This window comes from Halococcus saccharolyticus DSM 5350 (assembly GCF_000336915.1).
GTDB classification, from domain to species: domain Archaea; phylum Halobacteriota; class Halobacteria; order Halobacteriales; family Halococcaceae; genus Halococcus; species Halococcus saccharolyticus.
The window spans coordinates 132,979-156,391 of sequence record NZ_AOMD01000015.1 but is presented as its reverse complement, the minus strand read 5'-3'; the positions used below and the strand labels follow the sequence as shown (position 1 = coordinate 156,391).

At 65.8% G+C, this 23,413-nt stretch carries 25 protein-coding genes; 7 read left to right on the top strand and 18 right to left on the bottom strand.

The window, feature by feature from the left end; translation table 11 throughout:
• Positions 1 to 55: 55 nt before the first annotated feature.
• Entirely contained in the window at positions 56 to 559 is a 504-nt protein-coding gene (locus C449_RS05455; RefSeq protein ID WP_049913912.1) for a CBS domain-containing protein, read from the bottom strand.
• A gap of 112 nt (positions 560 to 671) precedes the next feature.
• Here C449_RS05455 and C449_RS17745 point away from each other — a divergent pair, with 112 nt between their 5' ends.
• Complete coding sequence (locus C449_RS17745) at positions 672 to 1,652, top strand: laminin G (RefSeq protein WP_169316459.1); 981 nt, start codon at positions 672 to 674, stop codon at positions 1,650 to 1,652.
• 48 nt (positions 1,653 to 1,700) lie between these two features.
• On the opposite strand, the gene C449_RS05445 is transcribed toward C449_RS17745, so the two are convergent.
• Positions 1,701 to 2,870 (bottom strand): enolase C-terminal domain-like protein, encoded by a 1,170-nt coding sequence (locus tag C449_RS05445; RefSeq protein WP_006076967.1) that lies wholly within the window; start codon positions 2,868 to 2,870, stop codon positions 1,701 to 1,703.
• A gap of 96 nt (positions 2,871 to 2,966) precedes the next feature.
• On the opposite strand from C449_RS05445, the gene C449_RS05440 reads away from it, so the two are divergent.
• Positions 2,967 to 3,692, top strand: coding sequence for a nucleoside phosphorylase (locus C449_RS05440; RefSeq protein WP_006076966.1), 726 nt, complete (start codon positions 2,967 to 2,969; stop codon positions 3,690 to 3,692).
• Between the two features lie 15 nt (positions 3,693 to 3,707).
• On the opposite strand, the gene C449_RS05435 is transcribed toward C449_RS05440, so the two are convergent.
• From C449_RS05435 to C449_RS05415, 6 genes are all read right to left on the bottom strand, one after another.
• Entirely contained in the window at positions 3,708 to 3,983 is a 276-nt protein-coding gene (locus C449_RS05435; RefSeq protein ID WP_006076964.1) for a ubiquitin-like small modifier protein 1, read from the bottom strand.
• 536 nt (positions 3,984 to 4,519) lie between these two features.
• On the bottom strand, positions 4,520 to 4,888 hold the full coding sequence (locus C449_RS05430) for a HesB/IscA family protein (RefSeq protein WP_006076963.1): 369 nt from the start codon (positions 4,886 to 4,888) through the stop codon (positions 4,520 to 4,522).
• A gap of 90 nt (positions 4,889 to 4,978) precedes the next feature.
• The gene (locus C449_RS18245) at positions 4,979 to 5,131 is read right to left on the bottom strand and encodes a hypothetical protein (RefSeq protein ID WP_169316458.1); all 153 of its coding nucleotides are present in this window, start codon (positions 5,129 to 5,131) and stop codon (positions 4,979 to 4,981) included.
• A gap of 59 nt (positions 5,132 to 5,190) precedes the next feature.
• Entirely contained in the window at positions 5,191 to 6,501 is a 1,311-nt protein-coding gene (hisD, locus tag C449_RS05425; protein WP_006076962.1) for a histidinol dehydrogenase, read from the bottom strand.
• 39 nt (positions 6,502 to 6,540) lie between these two features.
• The gene (locus tag C449_RS05420) at positions 6,541 to 6,753 is read right to left on the bottom strand and encodes a hypothetical protein (protein ID WP_006076961.1); all 213 of its coding nucleotides are present in this window, start codon (positions 6,751 to 6,753) and stop codon (positions 6,541 to 6,543) included.
• Positions 6,754 to 7,088: 335 nt separating this feature from the next.
• The gene (locus tag C449_RS05415) at positions 7,089 to 8,435 is read right to left on the bottom strand and encodes an NAD(P)/FAD-dependent oxidoreductase (RefSeq protein ID WP_006076959.1); all 1,347 of its coding nucleotides are present in this window, start codon (positions 8,433 to 8,435) and stop codon (positions 7,089 to 7,091) included.
• An 83-nt stretch (positions 8,436 to 8,518) separates the two neighbouring features.
• On the opposite strand from C449_RS05415, the gene C449_RS05410 reads away from it, so the two are divergent.
• A complete protein-coding gene (locus tag C449_RS05410) occupies positions 8,519 to 9,550 on the top strand; it encodes a D-2-hydroxyacid dehydrogenase (RefSeq protein ID WP_006076958.1) in 1,032 nt (343 codons plus the stop codon).
• 904 nt (positions 9,551 to 10,454) lie between these two features.
• Here C449_RS05410 and asd read toward each other — a convergent pair.
• The 7 genes from asd to C449_RS05375 all read right to left on the bottom strand — a co-directional run bounded on the left by asd (position 10,455) and on the right by C449_RS05375 (position 16,067).
• A complete protein-coding gene (asd, locus tag C449_RS05405; RefSeq protein WP_006076957.1) occupies positions 10,455 to 11,492 on the bottom strand; it encodes an aspartate-semialdehyde dehydrogenase in 1,038 nt (345 codons plus the stop codon).
• Positions 11,493 to 11,604: 112 nt separating this feature from the next.
• Positions 11,605 to 11,796 (bottom strand): 30S ribosomal protein S17e, encoded by a 192-nt coding sequence (locus tag C449_RS05400; protein ID WP_006076956.1) that lies wholly within the window; start codon positions 11,794 to 11,796, stop codon positions 11,605 to 11,607.
• A gap of 51 nt (positions 11,797 to 11,847) precedes the next feature.
• Positions 11,848 to 12,465, bottom strand: coding sequence for a DUF447 domain-containing protein (locus C449_RS05395; RefSeq protein ID WP_006076955.1), 618 nt, complete (start codon positions 12,463 to 12,465; stop codon positions 11,848 to 11,850).
• A complete protein-coding gene (locus tag C449_RS05390; protein WP_006076954.1) occupies positions 12,462 to 13,316 on the bottom strand; it encodes a triphosphoribosyl-dephospho-CoA synthase in 855 nt (284 codons plus the stop codon). Before C449_RS05390 ends, C449_RS05395 begins: the two co-directional genes overlap by 4 nt.
• Positions 13,313 to 14,089: a tRNA-dihydrouridine synthase gene (locus tag C449_RS05385; protein WP_006076953.1), complete on the bottom strand. Its 777-nt coding sequence runs from the start codon at positions 14,087 to 14,089 to the stop codon at positions 13,313 to 13,315. Before C449_RS05385 ends, C449_RS05390 begins: the two co-directional genes overlap by 4 nt.
• Positions 14,089 to 15,117, bottom strand: a complete 1,029-nt coding sequence (cofD, locus tag C449_RS05380; RefSeq protein WP_006076952.1) for a 2-phospho-L-lactate transferase — start codon at positions 15,115 to 15,117, stop codon at positions 14,089 to 14,091. The genes C449_RS05385 and cofD overlap by 1 nt, the downstream gene beginning before the upstream one ends.
• Positions 15,118 to 15,215: 98 nt before the next feature.
• On the bottom strand, positions 15,216 to 16,067 hold the full coding sequence (locus C449_RS05375; RefSeq protein WP_006076950.1) for an SDR family oxidoreductase: 852 nt from the start codon (positions 16,065 to 16,067) through the stop codon (positions 15,216 to 15,218).
• 246 nt (positions 16,068 to 16,313) lie between these two features.
• On the opposite strand from C449_RS05375, the gene C449_RS18075 reads away from it, so the two are divergent.
• From C449_RS18075 to C449_RS05360, 4 genes are all read left to right on the top strand, one after another.
• Positions 16,314 to 16,463 (top strand): hypothetical protein, encoded by a 150-nt coding sequence (locus tag C449_RS18075; protein ID WP_161606440.1) that lies wholly within the window; start codon positions 16,314 to 16,316, stop codon positions 16,461 to 16,463.
• A 78-nt stretch (positions 16,464 to 16,541) separates the two neighbouring features.
• The gene (locus C449_RS05370; protein WP_006076949.1) at positions 16,542 to 17,789 is read left to right on the top strand and encodes an HD domain-containing protein; all 1,248 of its coding nucleotides are present in this window, start codon (positions 16,542 to 16,544) and stop codon (positions 17,787 to 17,789) included.
• A 278-nt stretch (positions 17,790 to 18,067) separates the two neighbouring features.
• Entirely contained in the window at positions 18,068 to 19,105 is a 1,038-nt protein-coding gene (locus tag C449_RS05365) for an amidohydrolase family protein (RefSeq protein WP_006076948.1), read from the top strand.
• Between the two features lie 50 nt (positions 19,106 to 19,155).
• Positions 19,156 to 19,641, top strand: coding sequence for a universal stress protein (locus C449_RS05360; protein ID WP_006076947.1), 486 nt, complete (start codon positions 19,156 to 19,158; stop codon positions 19,639 to 19,641).
• A 10-nt stretch (positions 19,642 to 19,651) separates the two neighbouring features.
• On the opposite strand, the gene C449_RS05355 is transcribed toward C449_RS05360, so the two are convergent.
• The 3 genes from C449_RS05355 to C449_RS05345 form a co-directional block, all read right to left on the bottom strand.
• A complete protein-coding gene (locus tag C449_RS05355; protein WP_006076946.1) occupies positions 19,652 to 20,578 on the bottom strand; it encodes a biotin--[acetyl-CoA-carboxylase] ligase in 927 nt (308 codons plus the stop codon).
• A 244-nt stretch (positions 20,579 to 20,822) separates the two neighbouring features.
• Positions 20,823 to 21,182 (bottom strand): 4a-hydroxytetrahydrobiopterin dehydratase, encoded by a 360-nt coding sequence (locus tag C449_RS05350; RefSeq protein ID WP_006076945.1) that lies wholly within the window; start codon positions 21,180 to 21,182, stop codon positions 20,823 to 20,825.
• 360 nt (positions 21,183 to 21,542) lie between these two features.
• Positions 21,543 to 23,390 carry an ATP-binding protein gene (locus tag C449_RS05345; RefSeq protein ID WP_006076944.1) on the bottom strand — a complete coding sequence of 616 codons (1,848 nt, stop codon included), beginning with the start codon at positions 23,388 to 23,390 and terminating at the stop codon, positions 21,543 to 21,545.
• Positions 23,391 to 23,413 lie beyond the last annotated feature (23 nt).

The window sequence follows — 23,413 nt, the reverse complement described above, 5'->3', positions numbered from 1 at the left end:
CTGTGGGTCGAAAAGACAGGCCACAGGAAGCTGGCCGAAAGCGCGTTCGTGCCAGTCAGGAGGCGAGTTCGCGCTCGTCCCGGAGCGTCCGCAGGAGGTCCTCCCGAGCGATGATACCGACGAGTCGCTCGTCTTCGATCACGGGGAGGCGATTGATGTCGCGGTTCTCGTCGGCGAGGAGTTCGAGAACCCGGTCGAGATCGTCGTCGGGAGCGACGGTCACGACGTCCTCGGTCATCACGCTGCTGATGGGTTTGCCGGCGTGTTTGGCGAGATCGATCCCGACGTCGAGATCGTTCCACGAGATATCGACCGCGTAGTCGATCGAGCTGATGAACGGCGGAAACCCGATCGGGATCCAGAGCGTGCGGTCGCTGGGCTGGAAGAGATCGACGAGATCGCCCTGCGTGACGATCCCGACGACGTGATCTTCGTCGTCGACGACCGGGAACCCGTTGAACGACGCCCGAGCCAGCCGGGTGAGGACGTCACTCACGTCCTCGTCCGGCTGCACCGTCTTCACGTCGGTCGTCATGATGTCACGAGCACGAAGGCTCATGGCTGGAATCACTCCATGGACGATGCTAACTGTTCCGGTGGGTACTGGGCGGTTCTCACCGAGTCACGACCGCAGGGTTATTTAGCCGTTCGTCGCTACTGCGAAGCAGACGATGTCTTCGTCCGTTTCGTCGGTGATCGTGGTTGTAGTCTGCGTCCTCGTAGTGACGACGATGCCGGCCGTCGCGGCCCCGACCGCCGACCACGATGGAGTCCAGCCCTCGGTAGATGCGAACGCGCCGATCGAGTCGAGCAGTTCCGGGGAGACTGTCGCCCAGCTCGGATCGGGCTACGCACAGTCATCCCAGCTGTCGAACACGATCACCATTCAAAGCACCAGCGACGAACGGGCGAACTACACCATCACGGTGAGCGAGCGGATCGAGCCAGGGAGCGGAGCGGACACCGAAGACGACGCGGTGGTCCCCGACGAAGCCTCCGGCACCAGAGCCACCGGCTCGACCGCTGAGGGCGGCGAAGACAGCTTCCAGTTCGCCGGAGAGGTTACGTCGTTCAGCGTCAGCGGTGGCCCGGTAACCGTTCTCGTCAACGGCGAGGAAGTCGATCCAGGCTCGTTCTCGGAAACGCCACCGACGACGACCACGACTACAACAACGACGGAAACGCCTACGCCAACCCCAACCCCGACCCCGACGCCGACGCCGACAACGACCCAGACCCCTACGCCAACCCCGACGCCAACAGATACACCGACGCCGACACCCACACCGACCGCGACGCCGACACCAACGCCGACGGAGACGGCCACGCAGACGGAGACAGAAACGCAGACGGCCACACCGGCCTCGACAGACACCACGACGGCGACTCAAACGCCGACGACAACGGAAGCGACGACCGAGCCACCGCGAACGATCGCGACTGATGTGACGACGACACCCGGCACCACGGCAAACGAGACGAACACGACCGGTGCCTCGGGCGAGAGTGGTGGAATCCTGTCGAACCTCAGCCTGAGTACGCTGGCGTTCGTCTTCGGACTCCTGCTGGTCGTCGTATTCGGTGTCGCCGCGCTCGTCGCTCGTCGGCGTGACTCCCGTCCGGCGACCGCACTCGACTCCGATTCGAAGTGAGACGTCGGGCCGCCCCGTGACTGCTGATCGTCGGACGCTGACGCTGCGTTACTCGTAGGTTCTGCCGCCCTTCATCTGATCTTCGATGTACGACCAGTCGTAGTCGACACCCAGTCCGGGTCCATCGGGAACAGGAACGGTCCCATCGCTGTCGATGGTATCGAGCTGATCGTCGTACCCCTCTTCGTAGATCGGCGGTGCGGTGTTGTCGCAGTCGGGGTGGACCAGCGCCATCTCGTAGTAGTTCGAGTTCCGAATCGCAGCCATGCAGTGGCGCTGGGCCGGACCCGGCGAGTGGATCTCGACGTCGGCACCGAACCCCTCGGCGGCGTGCGCGAGCTTCATCGCGCCCGTGATCCCCCCGTCGTACTCCGGATCGGCTCGCAGCGAATCGGTCGCCTCGCTTGCGATGAAGTCGACGTGGGGTTCGAGCCCCCGGACGTGTTCGGTCTGGAGGAGTGGCGTGTCGATCCGCTGGCGGAGGCGCTTGTGAGCTTCCTGGGAGATACCGCCGTCGCGGAACGGGTCCTCGTACCAGAAGAATTCCTGTTCGTCACACGCGCGACCGACCTTCAGCGCGTCGGCGAAGGTTTCGTACTCGCAGGCGGGGTCGATCATCAGATCCATCTCGTCGGGTGCGCGTTCGCCGACCGCGCGGACGGTGGCGACCTCGCGGTCAATGTCCCGGGCTTCGTCACTGCCGCCCCAGCCGTGGATCTTGAATCCTCCATACCCCATTTCGGCGCACTCGGCGGCGAACTCGGCGTACGCCTCGGGCGAGTCGAGCCCGCCGTTGTCGTCGGCGTGGTAGGTCGAGGCGTACGCCGGCAGCCGATCGCGGTAGCGACCGAGGAGTTCGCTGATCGACGCGTCGTAGTGTTTGCCCGCGAGGTCCCAGAGCGCGATGTCGACGGGGCCAATTCCCATCCGATCGTACTTCCGGAGGCCGCGTTTCATCTCGCTCCAGTGGCGTTCGCGGCGGAGCGGGTCCTTCCCGATAAGGTAGTCGGCGACCTCGTGGATCTGGGCGAAGGCAGGCGAGTTGCCGCCGACGAACCGTCCCGTCACGTCGCCGTCGGTGTGAACCTCGATCGCGAACAGCCGCCGCTCGGTGGTCGTTCCCGGCTCGTAGGCGAGGTTGAACCCCTCGTCCGAGCCGACGTCTTCGAGCGGGTAGGCGAACTCCATGGTCTCGATCCGAGTGATTTCGAGCGCCATACCCGCGGTTCGACGCGCCCCCTGAAAAAGTGGCCGGCACTCGCTCCGAGCACACGGATAGACCGTTTTTTCTCCCCCGAGCGAGGAGACGACGGTATGGCCAAACAGCCACACCTGCTTGTCGAGTCGGGCGAACTCCACGATGTTGCGCTCCTGCCCGGCGATCCGGGCCGGGTCGATCGGATCGCCGGCCACTGCGAGGAGAGCGAGGTCGTCGCCGAGAACCGCGAGTACAAGATCGTGAACGCTAGATACGAGGGGAGTCCGGTCACGATCTGTTCGACAGGAATCGGCTGTCCGTCGGCCGCGATCGCGGTCGAGGAGCTCGCGAACGTCGGGGTCGAGAGCCTGATCCGAGTTGGGACGACGGGTGCACTTCAGGCCGACATCGAGGTCGGCGACGTGGTGGTCGCGACGGGAGCAGCGAAGGACGAAGGGACGACAGAGCGGTACGAGCGCGACACCGTGCCCGCCGTCCCGGATTACGACGTACTCTCGGGGTTGGTCGAAGCGGCCGGGACGCGTTCCGAGCCCGTCCACGTCGGGCCGATCGCCTCCGATGACGCCTTCTACGCCGAGACTGACGAGTACATCGAGGCGTGGGAGCGCGCCGGTGTGCTCTCGGTTGAGATGGAGGCCGCCGCGATCTTCACGCTCGCGCGCCGGAAGGGGCTGCGAGCGGGCGCACTCTGTACCGTCGACGGCAACCTCGTCGCGGGCACGCAGAAGGGCGAGACCGAAGGCGAGGAGCTACCCAAGAAGGCGAAAGACAACGTCGAGCGCGCGATCGCGATCGCGCTCGATGCGGCTACCGATCTTTAAGAGGAGGTTCCCGGTTCAACCACCACTGACTGGCGGGAACGCGGCGAGTTCGTCGCCTTCGTCGAGAGCGGTGTCGAGGCCGTCGCCGGCGACGAAGGGGTCCTCGCCGTTTCTGAGCAGCCGGATGTGATCGCGGATCTCGCCGTCCTCGATGATCTCGTCTTCGAGGGCGGGGTACCGATCGAACAGCGCCGCGAGCGCGTCGCCGAGGTTCGCATCCGGTTCGACCTCGACATCGACCTCACGTTCGCCGGCGGCCTCGGCGAGCGTCGCGAAGAGTTTCCAGTGCATGGGTTACCTACGAACGGGGGCCACAAAGAGGGTTCGACGCTCGCGTGAGTGGTGGCTGCGGTGCGGAAGTGGTCGCGGTGCGGGCCTGGCGTCTCGACGAACGAAGTGAGTCAAGGCTCAGGAGAGCGAAGCTCTCCTGGTGGATGAAGGGCGAGACTGCGAGCGGAGCGAGTAGTCGAGGGCTTCGGCGGTGCTGTGCGGAGCGGTGCAGAAGCTGTGTGGTGGCGGAGCGGAAGGAAGCCACGCGGCCGCGTTTATCGCGGCCGCACGGGGAGGGACGGGGGGCTTCAGCGCGTGCCGCCACGAGGCGCGTAGCGCCTCGGCCCGTGCGAACGGGCGGAGCGCCCGTGAGCAGACGCGACAGCGGGGGTCGCGCAATGCGGGCCTGGTGTCCTGACAAGCGGAGCGAGTCAGGGCTCGGGAGAGCTTTGCTCTCCCGGCGGACATGAAAAGGGCGAGGAACCGCCGTCGGGCGTCCGGCCGAACGTAGTGAGGCCGGATGCGCGAACCGGTGGCCCGCGCAGTTCCGAGGGCTTTCAGGTGCGGAAGCTCTCGCCGCAGCCGCACTCGCTGACGACATTGGGGTTTTCGACGTGGAAGCCAGCGCCCTGCAGGCCGCCCTCGAAATCGAGAACGCTGCCGCCGACGTAGTTCATGCTGGCGGGATCGACGAACACCCGAAGGCCGTGGTGTTCATACACCTGATCGTCGCCCTCGGGTTCGGTGTCGAAGCGCATTCCATACGAGAGGCCGGCACAGCCGCCTTGCTGGACGAACAGCCGGAGCCCGGCGATGTCGGTGTCCATCCCCTCGCCGTCGAGAAGCGAAAGCGCCTCGTCGGCAGCCGACTCCGAGACTTCGATCTCGGGGATAGACTCCCCGTCGGTGGTCGCGCCCGTGCTCATGGTAGTTCGTTTCGTCCCCAGGTGGTTAACGATGACGCCGAAACACTGCGACAAACTCAGTGTGAAGTCGGCTGCAGCGACTCGTCCGCGTCAGTAGTCGATCTCGTCGTCGATGAGGACTCGGTTGACCGCGTAGCCGACCGCGTCGCCACGCGTCTCGAAGTCGTGTTGGTCGGCGAGGACTGCAAGCTTCTCGGCAGTTTCGGGGCTGACGGTCACCTGTGTTCGTTCTTCCCCGGACATACGCGAGAGTACGGGGTACAGCTATCTAACCGTACGCCTTGCGGATTCGTGGTGCTCAGCTATTCGCGAAGCCGATCGGGGTCTCGGGCGGCGTTCTCGGACTCGCGGAGCCTGAGCGCGACACTCTCGGCGTGTGCCTCCAGCCCCTCGGCTGCAGCGAGCGTCGTCACCGTGTCGCCGATCGCGTCGAGCGCGTCGGCGTCGAGTCGCTGAACCGTCGTCGACCGGAGGAAGCTGTCGACGGAGAGGCCGCCGGCGATCTTCGCGTGTCCGCCGGTCGGGAGGACGTGGTTCGGCCCGGCAGCATAGTCGCCGGCCGCCACCGGTGAGTGGGGGCCGAGAAACGCACTGCCCGCACTCGCGATCCGGTCGAGCAGCGCCTCGTCCTCGGCAGCCTGGATCGAGAGGTGCTCGGCGGCGTACTCCTCGCAGAAGAGGACGGCCTCGGACATCGAGCGCGCGTGGAACACGCCACTAGCGTCGTTTTCGAGCGCCCCACGAATAGTGTCCTCACGCTCGCGGCCCGCAAGACGATCCTCGACCTCGGCGACGATCCGTCCCGCGAGCGTTTCGTCATCGGTGACCGCGACGACCGATGCGTTCGGATCGTGTTCGGCCTGGGCGAGCAGATCGGCGGCAACGAACTGCGGCTCCGCAGTCTCGTCGGCGAGCACGCAGATTTCGCTCGGGCCGGCAAGAAAGTCGATCTCGCAGTCGTTTCTCACGGCAGCCTTCGCGGCGGTCACCCACCGATTTCCGGGGCCGACGATCTTCTGCACTCGGGGGACGGTCTCGGTGCCGTACGCGAGCGCCGCGATCGCCTGCGCGCCGCCGACCTGGTAGATCGCGTCCGCACCCGCGACGTGAAGTGCCGCGAGCGTCGCGGGGTTGATCTCATCGGCGGGTGGCGTCGTCACTGCCACCTGTTCGACGCCCGCGACCTTTGCCGGAACAACGGTCATCAGCGCGCTAGAGGGGTACGCCGCCGAACCACCTGGGACGTACGCGCCGATCCGCTCGATCGGCCGATAGCGCTGGCCGAGTTCGCGGCCGTCGAACGACTCGCGCCAGTCGTCGGGGACCTGGCGCTCGTGAAATTCTCGAATATTGGCGGCGGCGGTCTCGATCGGGTTTCGGAGGTTGTCGTCGATCTCGTCGTACGCGCGTTCGGCTTCGTCGGTGATGTCGAGCGAACCCACAGTGACGTCGTCGAACTCCTCGGCGTACTCCCGGAGCGCGACGTCGCCCTCCTCGCGCACGCGATCGACGATTGCTGTCACGTCGGACTCGATCGCCGCGATCCCGGCGTCGCGATCGAACAGCGCGCGGCGCTCGTCGGGCGCGAGCTCCGCGACGGCGTTCACGTTCATATCGGGGGTTCGCGGCCGGCGCGAAAACGGTTTGGGGTCTCACTCCTCGATCTCGGCGAGGCCGAGTGCCGAAAGCGCCGCTCGCACAAAGAGATAACAAACCAGGCCAAACGCGACGAGGCCGACGGGGCCGGCGAGCAATCGTGCAGTCCGGAAGGGAAGGACGAGCCGGCTGAAACCGAGGATCACGAAACTCACCAAAATCAGTCCGAACGCGAGAGCGGAGAGCGTCACGAATCGGCTGCGATCCATTCGAGCGACGCTACGCTACTCGTGGGAATGAAGCTGTCGCCCGGAACACTAACGGCCGGCGTCATCGCAGGCAGCGTGCCGTCTCGGCCGGTAAACCCTATGCCGGGCGGGTCGTGGGTGACCATCCTCGGCCGGCGGTGCCGGCCTCGCGGTCGGTCGCGCGTGACGCGACCCGTGTCGCCGGCTCGCGCCGGTTCCACCGTCAGTCGCGCGTTGTGCGACTCGTGTTGCGCGCCGGGGTTCGCCGCACGGTCATCGCGTCCTCGTGGACGTACTCGGGCGGGGACTACGGCACGCACTCGACGGTGGTGGCGGCGGAACTAAACCTTCGCGGCTCAGATCGCGTACTCCGATTCGGCGAGCTGGACGTACCCGCCGTTCCGGTAGCCGAGCTTCGCACGCTGATAGCGAGCGAGCACCGAGAGGCCACCGTATCCCAGTAACGGCGTCCTGAGCGTGCTGTAGCGACCGTCGTCGAGCGTTCGGCCGATCGACCGAAACGTGCGATCCCAGTCGTCCGGCTCGAACCCGCGGACGACGTCGGCCATCGCGACGTTCCGGCGGACCTCCTCGCCGACCGCACGCTTCCACTCGCGGTTGTACGCCCCGAGTGCGCCCGCCCCCGCGAGCGCGCCGGCGATCTTGCCGGTCCGAACCGCGACGTGATCGCCACCCTCGTGGAACGCCGAGGTCGCACCCATCGCACCGCCGACGATCGCAACGTTCGCGTCCACGGGAGAGTCGATCGGGCGAGTCGAGGAGATGGGGTAGGACTCGACGCCGCCGCGCTTGCCGCGATCCTCGACCAGCGGGAAGTCATCGAGGTCGTAGCCGGGGTACTCGGTTTCGAGCAGTCGTCGGACGTACTCCTTGCCTGGCGGTACGGTCGTGTCGTCGGGCCGGAGGAGGCGGTACGCGTCCCGGTTAGCCACGTCGTCGAGGTCGAGCCCGATCGGCATCGTCAGCCCCACGCGGGCCACCGTGCCGTCGTTCGGGAACACCCACGGGTACGCGGTGTGGCCGGGCATCGCGCCCCACCAGAATTTGATGTGATCGTCGTCGAACAGTTCGGGCGGGAACTCCCGATACTCCTGGTAGGCGATGTGGTTCGCACGGTTCGAAGCGAGATTTTCGAGGCGGGCCTCGGCGACGAACTCGGAGAGAACGCCCCGTGTGATCGTCCGCTGTGGCCCGTCGGCGAGGATCAGATACTCGGCTTCGATCTCGTGGCCGTCGCGCAGCGTGAGCGTGTGGCCGTCCTGCGGGTCGATCGCGACGTCCCTGATCCCGTTGCCGACCCGGTAGCCTCCGCCGGCGGCCTCGCAGCGCTCGCGGAGCCAGTCGTCGAAGCGCGCGCGATGGAAGGTGAACCCGAACTCGGGATACGACGCGTCCATTCCGGTGTCGCGGATCGTGATTCGTTCGTTCGGTCCCGCAAAGGTCGCGCCGTCGAGATCGCGGAGGATCACCTCGTCGGGGATCGCTTCGGGAAGATCCATCAGGTCGACCCAGTAGTCCAACATGCCAGCGGCGTCGGTCGAGTCCGGCCCGAGGTCCGCACGGTCGGCCCGCGGGACGCCCTTCTCGAAGGCGACCGCGTCGGCACCCTGCCTCGCGGCCGTCCACGCCGCCGCCGTCCCCGCCGGACCTCCGCCGACCACCGCCACGTCGATCCGCTCCATGACAACCGGGACGCCGCGGGGAATAAAGGTCTGCCCGTTTTTCGCCCGCGACGAGCGGTGTCGGGACGACACTCACAGCCCGAGTGGACTTATACGAGGTGCGGTCGAACGGGATCTCATGTGTCGAGACGAGCGACAACGAGGCGGATATCGTGACTGAATCGAACCCCGATATCGCCGTACTCCGGCGAGGTGTCCACGGGATGCCGATGGCGGAGTACGCGGCGGCGCTGCGCGAGCGCCTGCCGGAGTACGACGTTCGACGCGCTGCAACGCCCGACGAAGAGCGCGATCTGCTCGCGCGCACGACGGTCGCCACCGGCTCGACCGTGGAGCCGTCCGTACTCGATCGCGCCGAGAACCTCCGGCTGTTCGCGTGTTCGTACGCCGGTTACGGCCACCTGCCGACCGAGGCGTTCAAGGACCACGGCGTGAGCGTGACGACCGCCTCGGGAGTCCACGCCCCGAACATCGCCGAGCACGTCCTCGGTTTCCTCCTCACGTTCTGTCGTCGTCATCACGAGGGATGGCGACGCCAGCAGCGCCGCGAGTGGCGCGCCTACCCGACTCGCGAACTCGCCGGATCCACAGTCACAATCGTGGGTCTCGGCGCGCTCGGCGGCGGCGTCGTCGAGCGACTCCAAGGATTCGACATCGACACCATCGGCATCCGCCACTCGCCCGAGCGGGGTGGTCCAACCGACGAAGTCCTCGGCACCGACGACCTCCACGACGCGCTCGCCCGCACCGACCATCTCGTGCTCGCGGTTCCGCTCACCGACGAAACCGAAGGAATGATCGGCGCGGCGGAGTTCGACACCCTCCCGCCCGACGCCGTCGTCGTGAACGTCGCGCGCGGGCCCGTGATCGACACCGACGCCCTCGTGTCGGCGCTGCGATCGAATGCGATCGGCGGCGCGGGTCTCGACGTCACCGATCCCGAACCCCTCCCCGAGGATCATCCACTATGGGGGTTCGAGAACGTACTCATCACGCCGCACAACGCGGGCCACACGCCAGAGTACTACGAACGACTTGCAGATATCGTGGCCGAGAACCTTCGGCGAGTCGAGAACACAGGGAAATACGAGAATCTCCGGAACCAGGTGATTTAAGACCACTAATATGAATCATAAGTTGGATTTTTTCAGGTCATAGCAAACTCTATGTCGTCTTCTAAGAATTTTGGTAGCGCCAATCCTGTACGTTCTATCTGCGCAAATATGTGGTCCATTTCTCTACGAACTGCATTCCGCTCTCGTATATCTGAGAATGTACGGACAAATTGAGCGGCCTGTCCGAAGTTAAAGATAAGACCAAGTCTGAAGAGGTCTCTTTCAGAGACGATATTCCACTGATCGTCGTTTCCAGATGACTTGATCGAGTGTGGGTGAGAGCCGACATTACTAATGTGATCGTATATTTTCCCGTATAGAGCGTGTTCGTCGCGCAAGTCGCAAATTACTGTATCTCGTATATCTGAAAGGTATTCTGTCAGGGGAAGCGTCTCGTACTTCCCAAACTCATCTTCATTGAGTGTCTTACGAATCTCCTGATACCTGTTTCCAGTACGCCCTTTCCTCCGATTCAGTTGCTGTAGTATCAGATAGAGCTCCCAAAGATACCGAATTCGTCCGTAGGCGGTGGTGTAGCAATGGTTTCGCACCAACTGATATAAGGAGTACGAAGCACTAACACTCTGATTGAGCAGCAGTAATTGAATTTTATGTCTGTCCTCGGTCGATTTTCCCATTGTGTCCAGTACTTCGCTATGAAAGACGTGTAGGTTATATGCACTCACCAGATGGGTTCGAGCCGATCTCCGACTCGGATGATGGGGACCGTAATCCTCACTTTTCTCTTCAAACACACTTTCAATCTCTTCAAAATCGGACCTATACTTCATGTCTGAATAACGCCACTGGCATCATATTCAATATTGTGACGGAACAAGTTATTTTTCGGCTATTCCCGCCAAGGATGTTGTTCGATGCTACTGTTCAGAAAATGTCAATCCGGTCAGAACCAGCCGTCTTCGACCAGCAACTCGCCGTTGAGCACGCTCGCGCCGGCCGCCCCGCGCAGCGTGTTGTGCGCGAGACAGTTGTACTGCACCCCATCGCTGGTCTCGCGAACGCCGCCCGCCGCGACGCTCATCCCTCCGCCCACCATCCGATCGAGGCGGGGCTGCGGGCGGTTCGGGTCCTCGAAAACCTCGATCAGCTGGTCGGGCGAGCTGTGGAGGTCAAGCGAGGGGGCGTCCCGCATGGCGGCCATCGCGTTGTCGGCAGTGAGGGCCTCGCTGGTTTCGGCCCACGCGCTTTCGAGGTGGCCGTCGAGCGTCGGCACCCGGTTGCACGAGGCCGCGACGTCGACATCATGGAGATCGATCTCCGCGCCGTCGAACGAGCCGAGGAGTTTGCGGGTCTCGGTCTCCATTTTCTCCTCCTCGCCACCGATGTGCGGGAGCACGTTGTCGAGGATTTCCATCGAGCTCACGCCCGCGTAGCCCGCGCCCGAGACCGCCTGCATCGTGGCGACGTGGACAGTAGAAAGACCGAACGAGTCGAGCGCCGCGAGCGTCGGTACCATCGTGATCGTCGAGCAGTTGGGGTTCTTCACGAGGGCTCCGTCCCAACCGCGCTCGTCGCGTTGGACTTCGAGGAGATCGAGATGGTCGTGGTTGACCTCCGGGATCGTCAGCGGCACGTCGTCGGCCATCCGCGCGTTCGAGGAGTTCGACGAAACCACGTACCCCGCCTCACAGAAGCCCGGTTCGACCCGCTCGCCGACCGAGGAGGGCAGCGACGAGAAGAGGAGATCGACGTCGTCGGGGACGGCGTCGGGATCGGTCCGTTCTACTACGAGTTCCGCGACGTCATCGGGAATCGGCGTCTCGATACGCCACTTCGCCGCCTCACGGTAGGACTTGCCGGCGCTGTCGTCGCTCGCGGTCAGGGTCGCGATCTCGAACTCGGGGTGGGGATCGAGAAGCTGGATCAGCCGCTGCCCGACGGCCCCGGTGGCTCCGAGAACACCGACGCGTGTGGAAGACATTGCCGAGGGTAGGGAAAGCGTGGGTGAAAACCGTTCTGGTCGGCACAAACACCGCCGTTCGACCGTGTAAGAAGGTGTCTTCGTTGTCTCTGTATCGGGTTCCGATCCCGACTCAGGCCGCTGCGTTCCCCTGGCGCTTGCGGGTGACGTAGCCCGCGATGCGGTTGCGGACGTTCTTCGAGGTGACGTTCGTGAGCGCGGTCACGCTCTCCTTGTTGTGCTCGAAGTCGGTCGAGAACGCCTCGGGATACCGTTCGAGTAGCTGTGTGCCGGTCTTCTTGATGTAGGCCGGTTTGATCGCCATGCCGGATGGTGTCGGTCGTGGGGTATAAACGGCCCGCTCTCGCCCGCTCGCTCACTCATCCGTGTCGTTCCGTCTCCTGTCCCAAGCTGTGAGATCACGAACCATCCGCATCGCCTCGCGCTCGCGCTCGTCGCCGCAGGTCTCGACCACCTCTGAGAAATAATCGAGGCGAGCGCGGAGTTCGTCGGTGTCGTAGGCGTCGACGTCGAGCCGCGAGGCCGCGACTGTCGCCTCGATCACCGCCCCGTAGCCCCGGTTGGTGGTCGGCACGCGTTCGGTTTCGACGCCCGAGTCGACGGGCGTGAGTTCCCATTCGGCCCACGATGTACCTCCTGACTCGCCCGCATCGACCTGCTCAACCGCGACGCGCACCCACGCGTCGGCCGCGGGATGAGTAGGCGAAGAGCGTTCGAGGATCGAGAGCGCGCTCTCTGCGAACACCACCGGATCCGTGAGGAACTGGACGACGCCCTCGCCCTCCTCGTGGAAGTTGCGCCTGGTCCGTGTCGCACCCCACGTGCGAGCGGTCACTGGATCGCCGGCATGGAGGCCGAGTGCCGCGAAGTTCCACTGTCCGTTGGGACCGAGCGTCGCCACCACGGACTCGGTTACACCCCGGAGCGCGACAGGCCATTCGGCGTCGGTTGCGGTTCCACTTGGCTCGGTCATACGTCGAGCCCGCGTTCGAGCGCGACGAACAGTCCGGCGGCGACGAGGTCGGCGGTTGTCCCTGGATTCACGCCGCGCTCGACGAGATCGTCGGCGAGAGCGTCGGGATCGGTATCGCCATCCAACGCCGTTGCGGCGGCCGCTGAAACCTCCTGTGCAGTCGATTCGCCGTATTTCGTGACGACGTGCGTATCGGGTTCGTCCGCGAGCAGTTCGAGGAAGACCCGCGCCGCGCGGTCCGACACTAGGCCGTCGAGTGCGGCGATGCGGTCGGCCGCGGCGAACGTTCGGGGAAACCCCGATACCCACTCGCGAGCGACGTCGTCCCGATCGGCGCTCCGCTCGAACACGTCGTACAGGGTCATCCCTCGTTTCTCGATCGCTGGCACGGCGTCGGCTCCTCGACGGACATCGAGGGCTTCCATGTCCGCCGGCGGGTCGTCGACTGCGACATCGACGTGCTCGAACGCTCGGTAGAACGCGGCGGCGTCGGCGACCGTGGTGGCTTCCGCGACGTGTGCGGCGCGCTCCGGCGTCAGTTCCTCGCTCCCGGATGACGCACCGTCTCCGTCGCTCGCCGCTCGGATCAGCGGGACGAGCAACAACAGCGCGCCGAACTGGGTATTGCCGCCGCGCTGGTCGGCCATCCCCTCGATGGCGCGCTCGAACGACTCCCCAATGGGGTCGCCGGCAGCGGCCCTGAGCCCCTCGTTCGCGCCGACCGCGCCGGCCATGAAGTGTTCGAACCGGAGGTCGGGGTACTCGCGGGCGCGGTCGACGTTGCCTGGCTTGGGCGTCGCGGTGACTTCGAGCAAGAGCGCCAGCTGGGCGTTCTCGGCCGGCGTTCTCATCCGCTCGCACCCGGCTCGATCCGCTCTGACGCTTCCTCCCGCTCCGCGAACCACTCGTCGGTCGCCCGTCGCACGCGCTTCAGCACCGCCGGTCGGTCGCTCGGCCGTCCCACGCTCACGGCGTCAGCCCCGTGATCGAGGTACTCGCGGACGGTCGGGGCGTCGCGGACACTGTTGTTGGCGATCACGAACGCGTCGGTCGCGCCCGCGACATCGGCGATCACCGGCTCGGAGTCCATCGCGTCGACGTGGATCACGCCGGCCCCCGCGGCCGCGACCCACCGTGCCGTGTCGGGGAGCGAGACGCCTGGTACCTCGGCGCGGACTTTCACACTCACCGTCGCGCCCGTCTCGGCGGCGGTCTCGACGTACTCGCACAGCCGGTGGGCCTCTCGAAGGAGGGTCTCGCCACAGCCGACCGCGCACAGCTCGTCCTGGCGGCAGTGGGCGTTGATCTCGATAAGAGCGTCGTGGTCGGCACAGACCCCGGCGACCTCGCGGATCGGCGCGCGCGATGCGCTCCGGACGTTGACCCCCGGACGGAGCGGCACGTCGTCGAGCGCGTCGAGATGGGAATCGACGAACGCGATCGGGTCGTCGGGCAGGAACTCGGTGCGGTCGCGGGCAACGAGCTGGCGTGCCGCTCGCCGAGAGGGTTCGTCGAGTGCGATTCCGCCGAGGAAGGCCGCGCCAACGTGCTCTTCGACCGCGCGCGCCCACGCAGCGTCGGACTCGCCGCTCAGGCTCGCGAGCGCGAGTCGGGGCTCGAACATCAGGGCACCTCCCGGCCGAGTTCGAGAGCCTCCTCGACCGCGTGCGCGACGCGCGTCGAGTCCTCTCCGTCGTCGATCGTGATATCGGTCGTCACCGTCGGCCGGCCGAGATCCGTGGGATCGGCGTCATCGATCACGAACGCGTCGGCGAACGGGTAGGATTCGGCGACGCCGGCGGTGCTCGGTTCGACGCCGACTGCCGCCATTAGCTTCGCCGCCGGTCCCGAGAAGAGTTCCTCGCCGACGAACGGCGAGACCGCAACCACGGTCGTTTCGGCGAGCGCTTCGGGAACGTCGTCGAGTGCGAGCAACGGTCCAAGACTGGTCACCGGGTTCGACGGGCCGATCACCACCGGCTCGGCGAGCGCGTCGCGTACCGCGGCCGTCGGGGCCGCACTGTCGTTTCGACCGCCGCGTTCCAAGTCGTCCGTCCCACGAAACTCGACGTCCTCGACCGCCGGCTCGCCGCCGTGAGCGACCCAAAATTCTTGAAAGTGCATCGTCCCCTCGGGAGTGTGGATGATCGTCGCCACCGGATCGTCGCTCATCGGCAGGAGCGAGACATCGAGCGAGAAGGCGTCGGCGAGCCGTTCGGTTGTTTCGGTGAGTGAGTGACCCTCGTCGAGCAGACTCGTTCGGAAGAGGTGGACAGCCCGGTCACGATCGCCGATGGTCATGAACTCCCCCACGCCAGAGAACCGTCGCCAGCGCGCGAGGTCTCGTCCTTCGATCTGTCGCTCGTCGGAGAGGTAGCGTGGGCCGGCGTCGAACCCTGCTTCCTCTGAGAGCGCGCGGAGTTCGTCGTGGGTTTCGGTACTGTCGCCCTCGATCCCCCACCACCGCTCGCGGTCGAGGACGCCGCCGCGCTCGAACAGGACGGTGTCGAGATCGGGGCAGACGAGGTGGCCCGCGATTGCGACGTCGTCGCCGGTGTTGCAGATAACGGTGGTGTCGGCGGGATCGAAGACCGACTCGGCTCCGGGGAGCAGTTTTGGTGTCCCTGTGCCCCCGGAGAGAAACGTCACCATAGCTCGGCGTGAGCCGTGAGTGGAGTAAACGCTTGTGCTCGTCCCATCGTCTGCGCATCGTGTGCGGCGGTCTGGAAGCGATCCGGGATCGCAATTCGCTACGCCGGCCGTTCGTAATCGGGATCGAACATCCGTGCGGACAGCGGTGCCGGATCACCCTCGGTGAGGTTGTACTCGGCGAAATCGTCGACGCCAGCCTCGCGGAGGATCTCCTCGTCGTAGACCGCGTTGCCGGTGTATTCGATGTCGCGATCGAGGAGTTCGAGCACCGTGTCCGCGACGATGGCGGGCGAGCGCCAGTCGTCCTCGGTGCCCATGCCGAAGTATCGCGTCGCGCGGGTGTCGATCGCGGTCACCGGCCAGAACGCGTTGGCCGCGATCCCGTCGCCTTCGAGTTCGCCGGCAAGCGAGAGCGTGACGAACGTCATCCCCAGTTTCGACCACGCGTAGGCGGCCTTTCCCGGTCCGCGATCCATCGTCACCGGCGGTGCGTTCGTCAAAATCTGCCCACCACCGATCTCGCGCAGATGCGGGACGAACGCGCGGGACGTGAGGTACGTCCCACGGACGTTGACTTCGGTCATGAGATCGAAGCGGTTCGCAGGCATCGACTCGACGCTGGCGATTTCGATCGCGCTGGCGTTGTTGACGACGATATCGACCTCGCCGAAGACGTCGATCGCCTCACTGGCGGCGGCCGCGACCTCGTCGGCGTCACGGAGATCGAGCTGGATGGCGTGGGAAGCGACACCACGGTCTTCACATTCGGCGGCGGTTTCGTGGATCGTCCCGTCGAGATCGGCGTCAGTGTCGTCGACGGTCTTCCCAGTCGAGACGACGTTGCAGCCGTGCTCGGCGAGCGAGAGCGCGATCGCCTTGCCGATCCCGCGCGTCGTCCCAGTGATGAACGCCGTGCGACCGTCGAGATCCGGAGCAGCCACGTCGGACATACTCCCGCGTGGTGCGGATCGAGCATAAGGCTGTTCGAGGTGTCGGACCGAACGCCAGGCGACGATAACGAACGGACCGCCGGGTAGCTCACGAGCAGCGACAGTACCGGCGTTCGGGGTCTCGATGGGTATAAATCGCCACGTCGACTACTGTGACGTCCCAGCAACCAAATCATGAGCTCGAAACTCCCGCAGCGATCCACCACGGGGCGAGAAGCAGCGTCCATGCCAACGGGGTGGCAGTGAATGCCCTGGGGCGTCCACACGGAGTTCATCGACGAGGAAGGCCCGGAGGTCGAGATCGACGAGGGCCAAGAGGAAGTCGAGCGCGGCGAGGACGGCAGCGAAACCACCGAGGCGTTCGACATCGACGAGGCGATCGCGAACATCGACTGAGCGAACGCACTGCGACCGAGACGGTGGCGAGGGGCCAGGCGCGCAACTTTTTCACCGAACGCGTTGAAGTCGCTCCCGATGAAGACGATCAAGGACAGCGTCCACGATCACATCGAGGTCGCGGGCGTCGCGCGGGAGCTCCTCGACACCGCGACAGTCCAGCGCCTCCGCCACGTCCGCCAGCTCGGGACTGTCGATCTCGTCTACCCCTCCGCCAACCACACCCGCTTCGAGCACAGTCTCGGCGTATTTCACCTCGCCGACCGCGCCCTCTCCCAGCTCGGTATCGAGGGTCGCCAGGCCGAGCGTGTCCGGGCGGCCGCGCTGCTCCACGATGTCGGTCACGGCCCCTACAGCCACAACCTCGAAGCCCTCGTCCACCGCCGTACCGGGAAGTTCCACGACGACGTCGACGAACTCCTCTCGACTGGAGAGGTCGCCACAATCCTCGAAGCCCACGACCTCGATCCCGACCGGATCGCGGGCCTCGTCGCGGGCGAGGGCCGGCTCGGACAGTTGGTGTCGGGTGAACTCGACGTCGATCGGATGGACTACCTCGTTCGGGACGCTCACCACACCGGCGTGCCGTACGGCACTGTGGACCACGGCCGGCTCGTCCGGGAGCTCCGATTCGTCGACGACGAGCTCGCGCTCGCAGAGGGCAACGTCCAGACCGCGGAGTCGCTGCTGCTCGCGCGGGCGCTGATGAATCCCACAGTGTACAGCCACCCCGTCGCCAGGATCGGCAAGGCGATGCTCCGGCGCGCGACCGAGCGATTGCTCGACGGCGGCAACGGTGACGAAAATAGCTCAATCGACGCCGAGGCACTCCGCCGAATGGACGACCACGACCTCCTCGTGGCGCTCCGGAGCCACGACCGGACCGCGGCGGACGCCGCACGGCTGGGCCGGCGCGACCTCTACAAGCGCGCGGTCTGGGCCGAACTCCGCGATACGCCCGACGACATCGTGGACGCCGATCACGCGACCGTCCGCGAGTGGGAGCGAGCAATCGCCGACCAGGCGGCGGTCGACGCCGGCGACGTGATCCTCGACGTGCCCGCGCGCCCGAGCATGACCGAGTCCTCCTCGCGGGTGGTGGTGAGCGGCGAGATCCGGCCGCTCGGTCGCCAGTCGACGCTCGTCGAGGCGCTCAATACGACGCAGCGCGATCAGTGGCGGCTCGGCGTGTACGCGCCAGGCGACGCCACGGAACAGGTGGGCACCGCCGCCGTCTCGGTGCTCGGCCTCGACATCGACGGCACGCTCGTCTCTGACGTCAGGCCAGGAATTCACGCGACGCTCGACGAGTTCTCGACCGAGTGACGATAGATAACGGGTTCTCGGCCGGTGGCAGTCGAGCAACTGACCGAAGGATCCGGTGACAACGACGATTCGTCTGTAGCGAATCACGACGCAAACGAGAGACCGCAAGCCACATCCTCCCCAGCCGATTCGCTCGCTCCGTTCGCTTCGCTCACGTCGCTCCGCTCATCCCTCGCGCGAGTCGCACGCTTCGCGTGCTCCCGCGCGCCAACCGCTCACCGTTGGACCGGTTCGTGATCGACAGTGTGATTCAAGACCGCCGACGACCGAGCGCAAACATGATCATCGAGGGAACGATTCTCTGTGGGCGGGAACTCGAACCGATCGAGGGACGGGTCGTGATCGAGGACGACGAAATCGTCGCGATCGAGGAAGCCACCGTCGATTCCTCGAACATCGTCCTGCCGGCGTTCGTCAACGCCCACACTCACATCGGCGACTCGATCGCGAAAGAGGCCGGCGGCGGCCTCTCGCTCGACGAGCTCGTCGCGCCGCCCGACGGGCTGAAACACCAGCTCCTCCGGGAGACGAGTCGAGAGGAACTCGTCGCGGCCATGCGCCGGACGATCGCCTTCATGCGCGAGACCGGGACGGGCGCGTTCTGCGAGTTCCGCGAGGGCGACGTTGAGGGGGTTCGCGCGATCGAGGAGGCACTCACGGGATCGGCCCTCGACGCAACGGTGCTCGGCCGCGGATCGGTCGCGGCGATGGAAGCGAGCGACGGGTACGGCGCGAGCGGCGCGCGCGACGACGAGTTCGCCCGCGAGCGCGCGGCAACCCGCGAGGCAGGCAAACTGTTCGGCATCCACGCCGGCGAGCGCGATCCCCACGACATCGATCCCGCGCTCGATCTCGATCCCGATTTTTTGGTCCACATGGTCCACGCCGAACCCGACCACCTCGATCGTGTCGGGCGTGAGGAATGTCCAGTGGTGGTCTGTCCACGCTCGAACCTCGTGACTGGGGTCGGACTCGGGCCGATCGAGGAGCTCACGGACCGGACGACAGTCGCGCTCGGGACTGACAACGCGATGCTCGACAGTCCGTCGATGTTCCGCGAGATGGAGTTCACGGCGAAGCTCACGGACGTGTCGGCACACGAGGTGCTCCGGATGGCGACGATCAACGGGGCCGACATCCTGAATTTCGACTGTGGCATCGTCGAGCCGGGCCGCGAGGCGCGCATGCTCGTGCTCGACGGCGACTCGAACAATCTCCACGGCGCGCGCGATCCTGTCCGCGCGGTCGTCCGCCGGGCGGGTGTCAGCGACGTCGAACGCGTGGTGTTGCCGGAATCGAGGACCGCGGAACGTTGATTCCGGCGTGAACAGTTAACAGGACTGGGGTCGAAGTCGACACAGACGTCATGTACGATCGCATCCTCGTGCCGACCGACGGCTCGCCCGGAGCGGACCGCGTGGTCGATCACGCTGCCGAACTCGCGGCGATCCACGATGCAGAACTCCATGCAATCTACGTGGTCAACACCGCAGGGTATGCCGGGTTACCGGCCGACACCGCGATCGAGGGCCTCGGGTCGATGTTGAACGAACAGGGCGAGGCGGCGCTCGATCGAGCCGAAGAGCGCGTCGGGGACGTCCCGATCGAGCGTGTGCTGGTCGATGGCCCGCCGAGCACGGAGATCGTCGAGTACGCGGAGAGCGAGGGATGTGACCTGATCGTGATGGGAACCCACGGTCGCGGCGGTATCGACAGACTGTTGCTCGGCAGCGTCGCCGAGCGGGTCGTTCGTACCTCGTCGGTACCCGTGCTCACGGTGCGAGTCAACGGGGAGCAAACGGACGAATCCTCGCCGGACGAAGCGACCGACGGGACGGAGAACGGTCGATAACGGGTGCTTTCTACGCCGGCCGGAGATGCTCGCAGTCGCCGGTGTGAACGCGGACACGACCGTCATCGGTCTCGACGACCAGACTGCCGGGGAACTCGACGTCGACCGCCTCGCCAACGATCTCGTCGGTCGTGGTCTCGACTCGCACCCGCTGCCCGAGCGTGAGTGCGTGGTCACGCCACGCCGGCATCACCGCTTTGGGGTCGTCTCGAAGCGTGTCGAACCGTTCGAGGAGGCGCTGGACGAAGATCCGTCGATCGACTGCGTCGGTGTGGGCGAGCAAGCCGGTCGCTCCCTCGGGAAGCCCGTCTTCGCGGACGTTGATCCCGATACCGACGACGACCCACGAGACACGATCGGCCTCGCCCTCCATCTCGGTGAGGATGCCTGCGAGCTTTTCGTCGCTGTCCGCCCCGGGAACGAGGAGGTCGTTCGGCCACTTGATCCGGGCGTCGACGCCGGCCTCACGGGCCGCCTCGGCAGCCGCAACCGCCGCCGCGAGCGTCAGGATCGGTGCGTGGGCCGGGGGCAGATCGGGCCGACAGAGTACGCTCAGCCAGACGCCGCCGGGTGGCGAGACCCAGCCCCGATCGAGCCGCCCCCGACCGCCGGTCTGCTCGTCGGCGACCACCGCGACATCGGTCGCACCCTCGGCGGCGAGTTCGCGCGCCCGAGCGTTGGTACTCGGCAGGCTGTCGTGATACTCGATTTCGAAGGGTGCACCGAGATCGAACTCGATCGCCTCGCCGCCGTACTCGGGGACGCCATCGAGTCGGTATCCCGAATCGTCGCTTTCGATCCCGAAGCCGGCCTCGCGGAGCGCCTCGACGTGTTTCCAGACCGCCGCGCGCGAGACGTCGAGCCTCGCGGCGAGATCAGGGCCGGAGATGGGGCCGTCGGCGATGGCGTCGAGGACTTCGCGGCGGGTCTCCTGCATACTGGCGATTACGATCGTCGGGACATAAATCGGTGTGCGACGCGGATCGTCTACGCGGAGTTCGTCGTTTCGTCAGCCGAGCGGTCGTCGCGGTCGGCGACGAGGAAGTAGCCGATCGCGGTGCCGATCTGCATCGCGAGCTGTGTCCGCATGTTCGACCGGAACGCAGCACCCTTTCAGCGGCACAGCCCGACACCGAACGCGATACCGACAGTGATCGCGGCGTCTCGGCGTTCCCGGTCCGTCACTCGTCGGGCGCGTACTCTTCGTGGATGCGATCCATCCGGGCGGCCATGATGAAATCCGTTTTAAATAGCCCGTCGATCTTGTGAGTCCACATCTCGACGATGACTTCGCCCCACGAGAGGTGGAGGTCTGGGTGGTGCCACTCCTCTTCGGCGAGTTCGCCGACCTCGTAGGTGAACTCCAGGGCGTCCCGGAAGTCCTCGAAGTGGTAAGTGCCTTCGAGGTGGTGCTCGTCCACGACCTCCCACACCGACCCGTCGATGTTGGCGTAGAACTCGTCGATCTCCTTGCCTGTCAGTGGATCGTCGTCGCTCGTACACGCGATGCACTCGCGCTCGGCGAGTTCGGATTCGGCCATGGAGTACGGTTGGCAGCGAGTTGACTTGTATGCTCGCCCCACGCCGGACGGCGGCCGTGCGGTTGCGGAGCGGTGGCTGTGGCGGTGCGGTGATAGTACGGCGGCGGTTGCAGTGCGGGCCTGGCGTCTCGACGAACGGAGTGAGTCGAGGCTCAGGAGAGCGTCGCTCTCCTGGCGGATGAAGGGCGAGCGCCCGTTAGGGCGCGAGGGCTTCGGCGGTGCGGTAGCGGTTGCGGTCGACACCAGCAGTTGTACTGCGAACGAGCGCGCAACGCGAGTGAGCTGGTGTTTTTAGTCCAGGTTTTTGTGAACTCCCTTGCGAGCGCAGCGAGCAACGGGGGTGAAGTAAAAAAGTGGGTCCTAGTTGAGCACAACGAGCACGTCGCCCATGTCGACAGACTCACCCTCGCTCGCAGCGACCTCGGCGACGGTGCCGCCACGGGAGGCGACTACGTCGTTTTCCATCTTCATGGCTTCGAGCACGCAGAGCACGTCGCCCGCGGACACCTCGTCGCCGGCCTCGACGTTGACGTCGAGGATCGTCCCCTGCATCTCGGCGGTGACTTGCTCGCCCTCGGCGGTGCTCGCACTCCCGGCGTCGTCGCTGTCGCCGTCGCTCGGCCCCGCCGAATCGAGCTGTTGAGTGTTGCCGCCCCCGCCACTGGAGCCGCCGGCCTGGATCGGCGGCGCGCCGCGCTCTTCGAGGTCGACCTCGAAGCGCTTGCCGTTGACCTCGACCACGAACTCGCGTCGCGTGACCTCTTCGTCGCCCGTGTCCGTCGAAGAGTCTTCGAGTCCCCACTTCTCCTGGGCGGCGTCGATCCGCTCGGGATCGAGGCCGTCGTCGAGGTACTTCGTGGTGTGTCTGCCGTCGAGGAACACGTCATCGGTGAGCATCAGGCGATGGAAGGGGACGATCGTCGGGAAGCCCTCGATCGTGTAGTCCGCGAGCGCGCGCTTCCCGCGGGCGACGCACTCCTCGCGGTCTGCGCCCCAGGTGATGAGCTTCGCGACCATCGAATCGTAGGCGGTGACGAGATCGTCGCCCTGCCGGGGAGCGTCGTCGACCCGGACGCCGATGCCGCCCGGCGGGTCGTAGACGTCGAACCCCCCGCCAGTGGCGGGCGAGAAGTCGTTGGCGGCGTTCTCGGCGTTGATCCGGAACTCCATCGCGTGACCTTCGAGTTCGACGTCGTCCTGTGCGAATGTGAGTTCCTCGCCGGCGGCGACCCGGAGCTGCCACTTCACGATGTCGATGTCGGTGAGCTCTTCCGTGACGGTGTGTTCGACCTGGATCCGCGTGTTCACTTCGAGGAAGTAGAAGTCGGTGTCGGCGTCGAGCAGCCCGTCGTCGTTGCGATCCTCGTCCTCGACGAGGAACTCGAATGTCCCGGCGTTGTAGTAGTCGCCGGCGTCGGCACCTCGTCGGGCGGCCTCGGCGATTTTCTCCCTGAGATCGTCGGTGAGCGCGGGGCTGGGGCCTTCCTCGATGACCTTCTGCTGGCGTCGCTGGAGCGAGCAGTCCCGTTCGCCGAGGTGGCGGACGTTGCCGTGTTGGTCGGCGAGGATCTGGACCTCGACGTGGCGAGCGTTGTCGAGGAACCGCTCCAGATAGACCGAATCGTTCGAGAAGTACGCCTCTCCCTCACGTTTCGCTGTTTCGAGCTGTTCTTCGGCCTCGTCGGGACCGCGGACGACCTTCTGGCCCATCCCACCACCGCCGCCCTCGGCCTTGATGAGGACGGGAAAACCGTGCTCCTCGCCGAACTCGCGGACCTGTTCGGGCTCCTCGACGGCTTCGGTGGTGCCGGGAACGATCGGAACGTCGGCCTCACCCATCACTTGCCGGGCGTGGGTCTTCTCGCCGAGGCGCTCCATCGCGCCGCTGGACGGGCCGATCCAGGTGACTCCCTCGGTCTCCTCGACACGGGCGGCGAAGTCGGCGTTCTCGGCCATGAACCCGTATCCCGGGTGGATCGCGTCGGCGTCGGCCTTCTCGGCCGCCCCGATGACCGCCTCCCCATCGTTGTAGGAGTCGGCCGCGCGGGCGGGACCGATGTTGTAGGCTTCGTCGGCGTACCGGACGTGTCCCGCATCCGAGTCGGCCTCGGAGTAGACCGCCACGGTATCGACGCCGAGTTCCTCACACGCGCGCATCACCCGGATCGCGATCTCCCCTCGATTGGCGACGAGGACCTTCTCGAACATTCGTGAGTGGGGTTCCGCGGTCG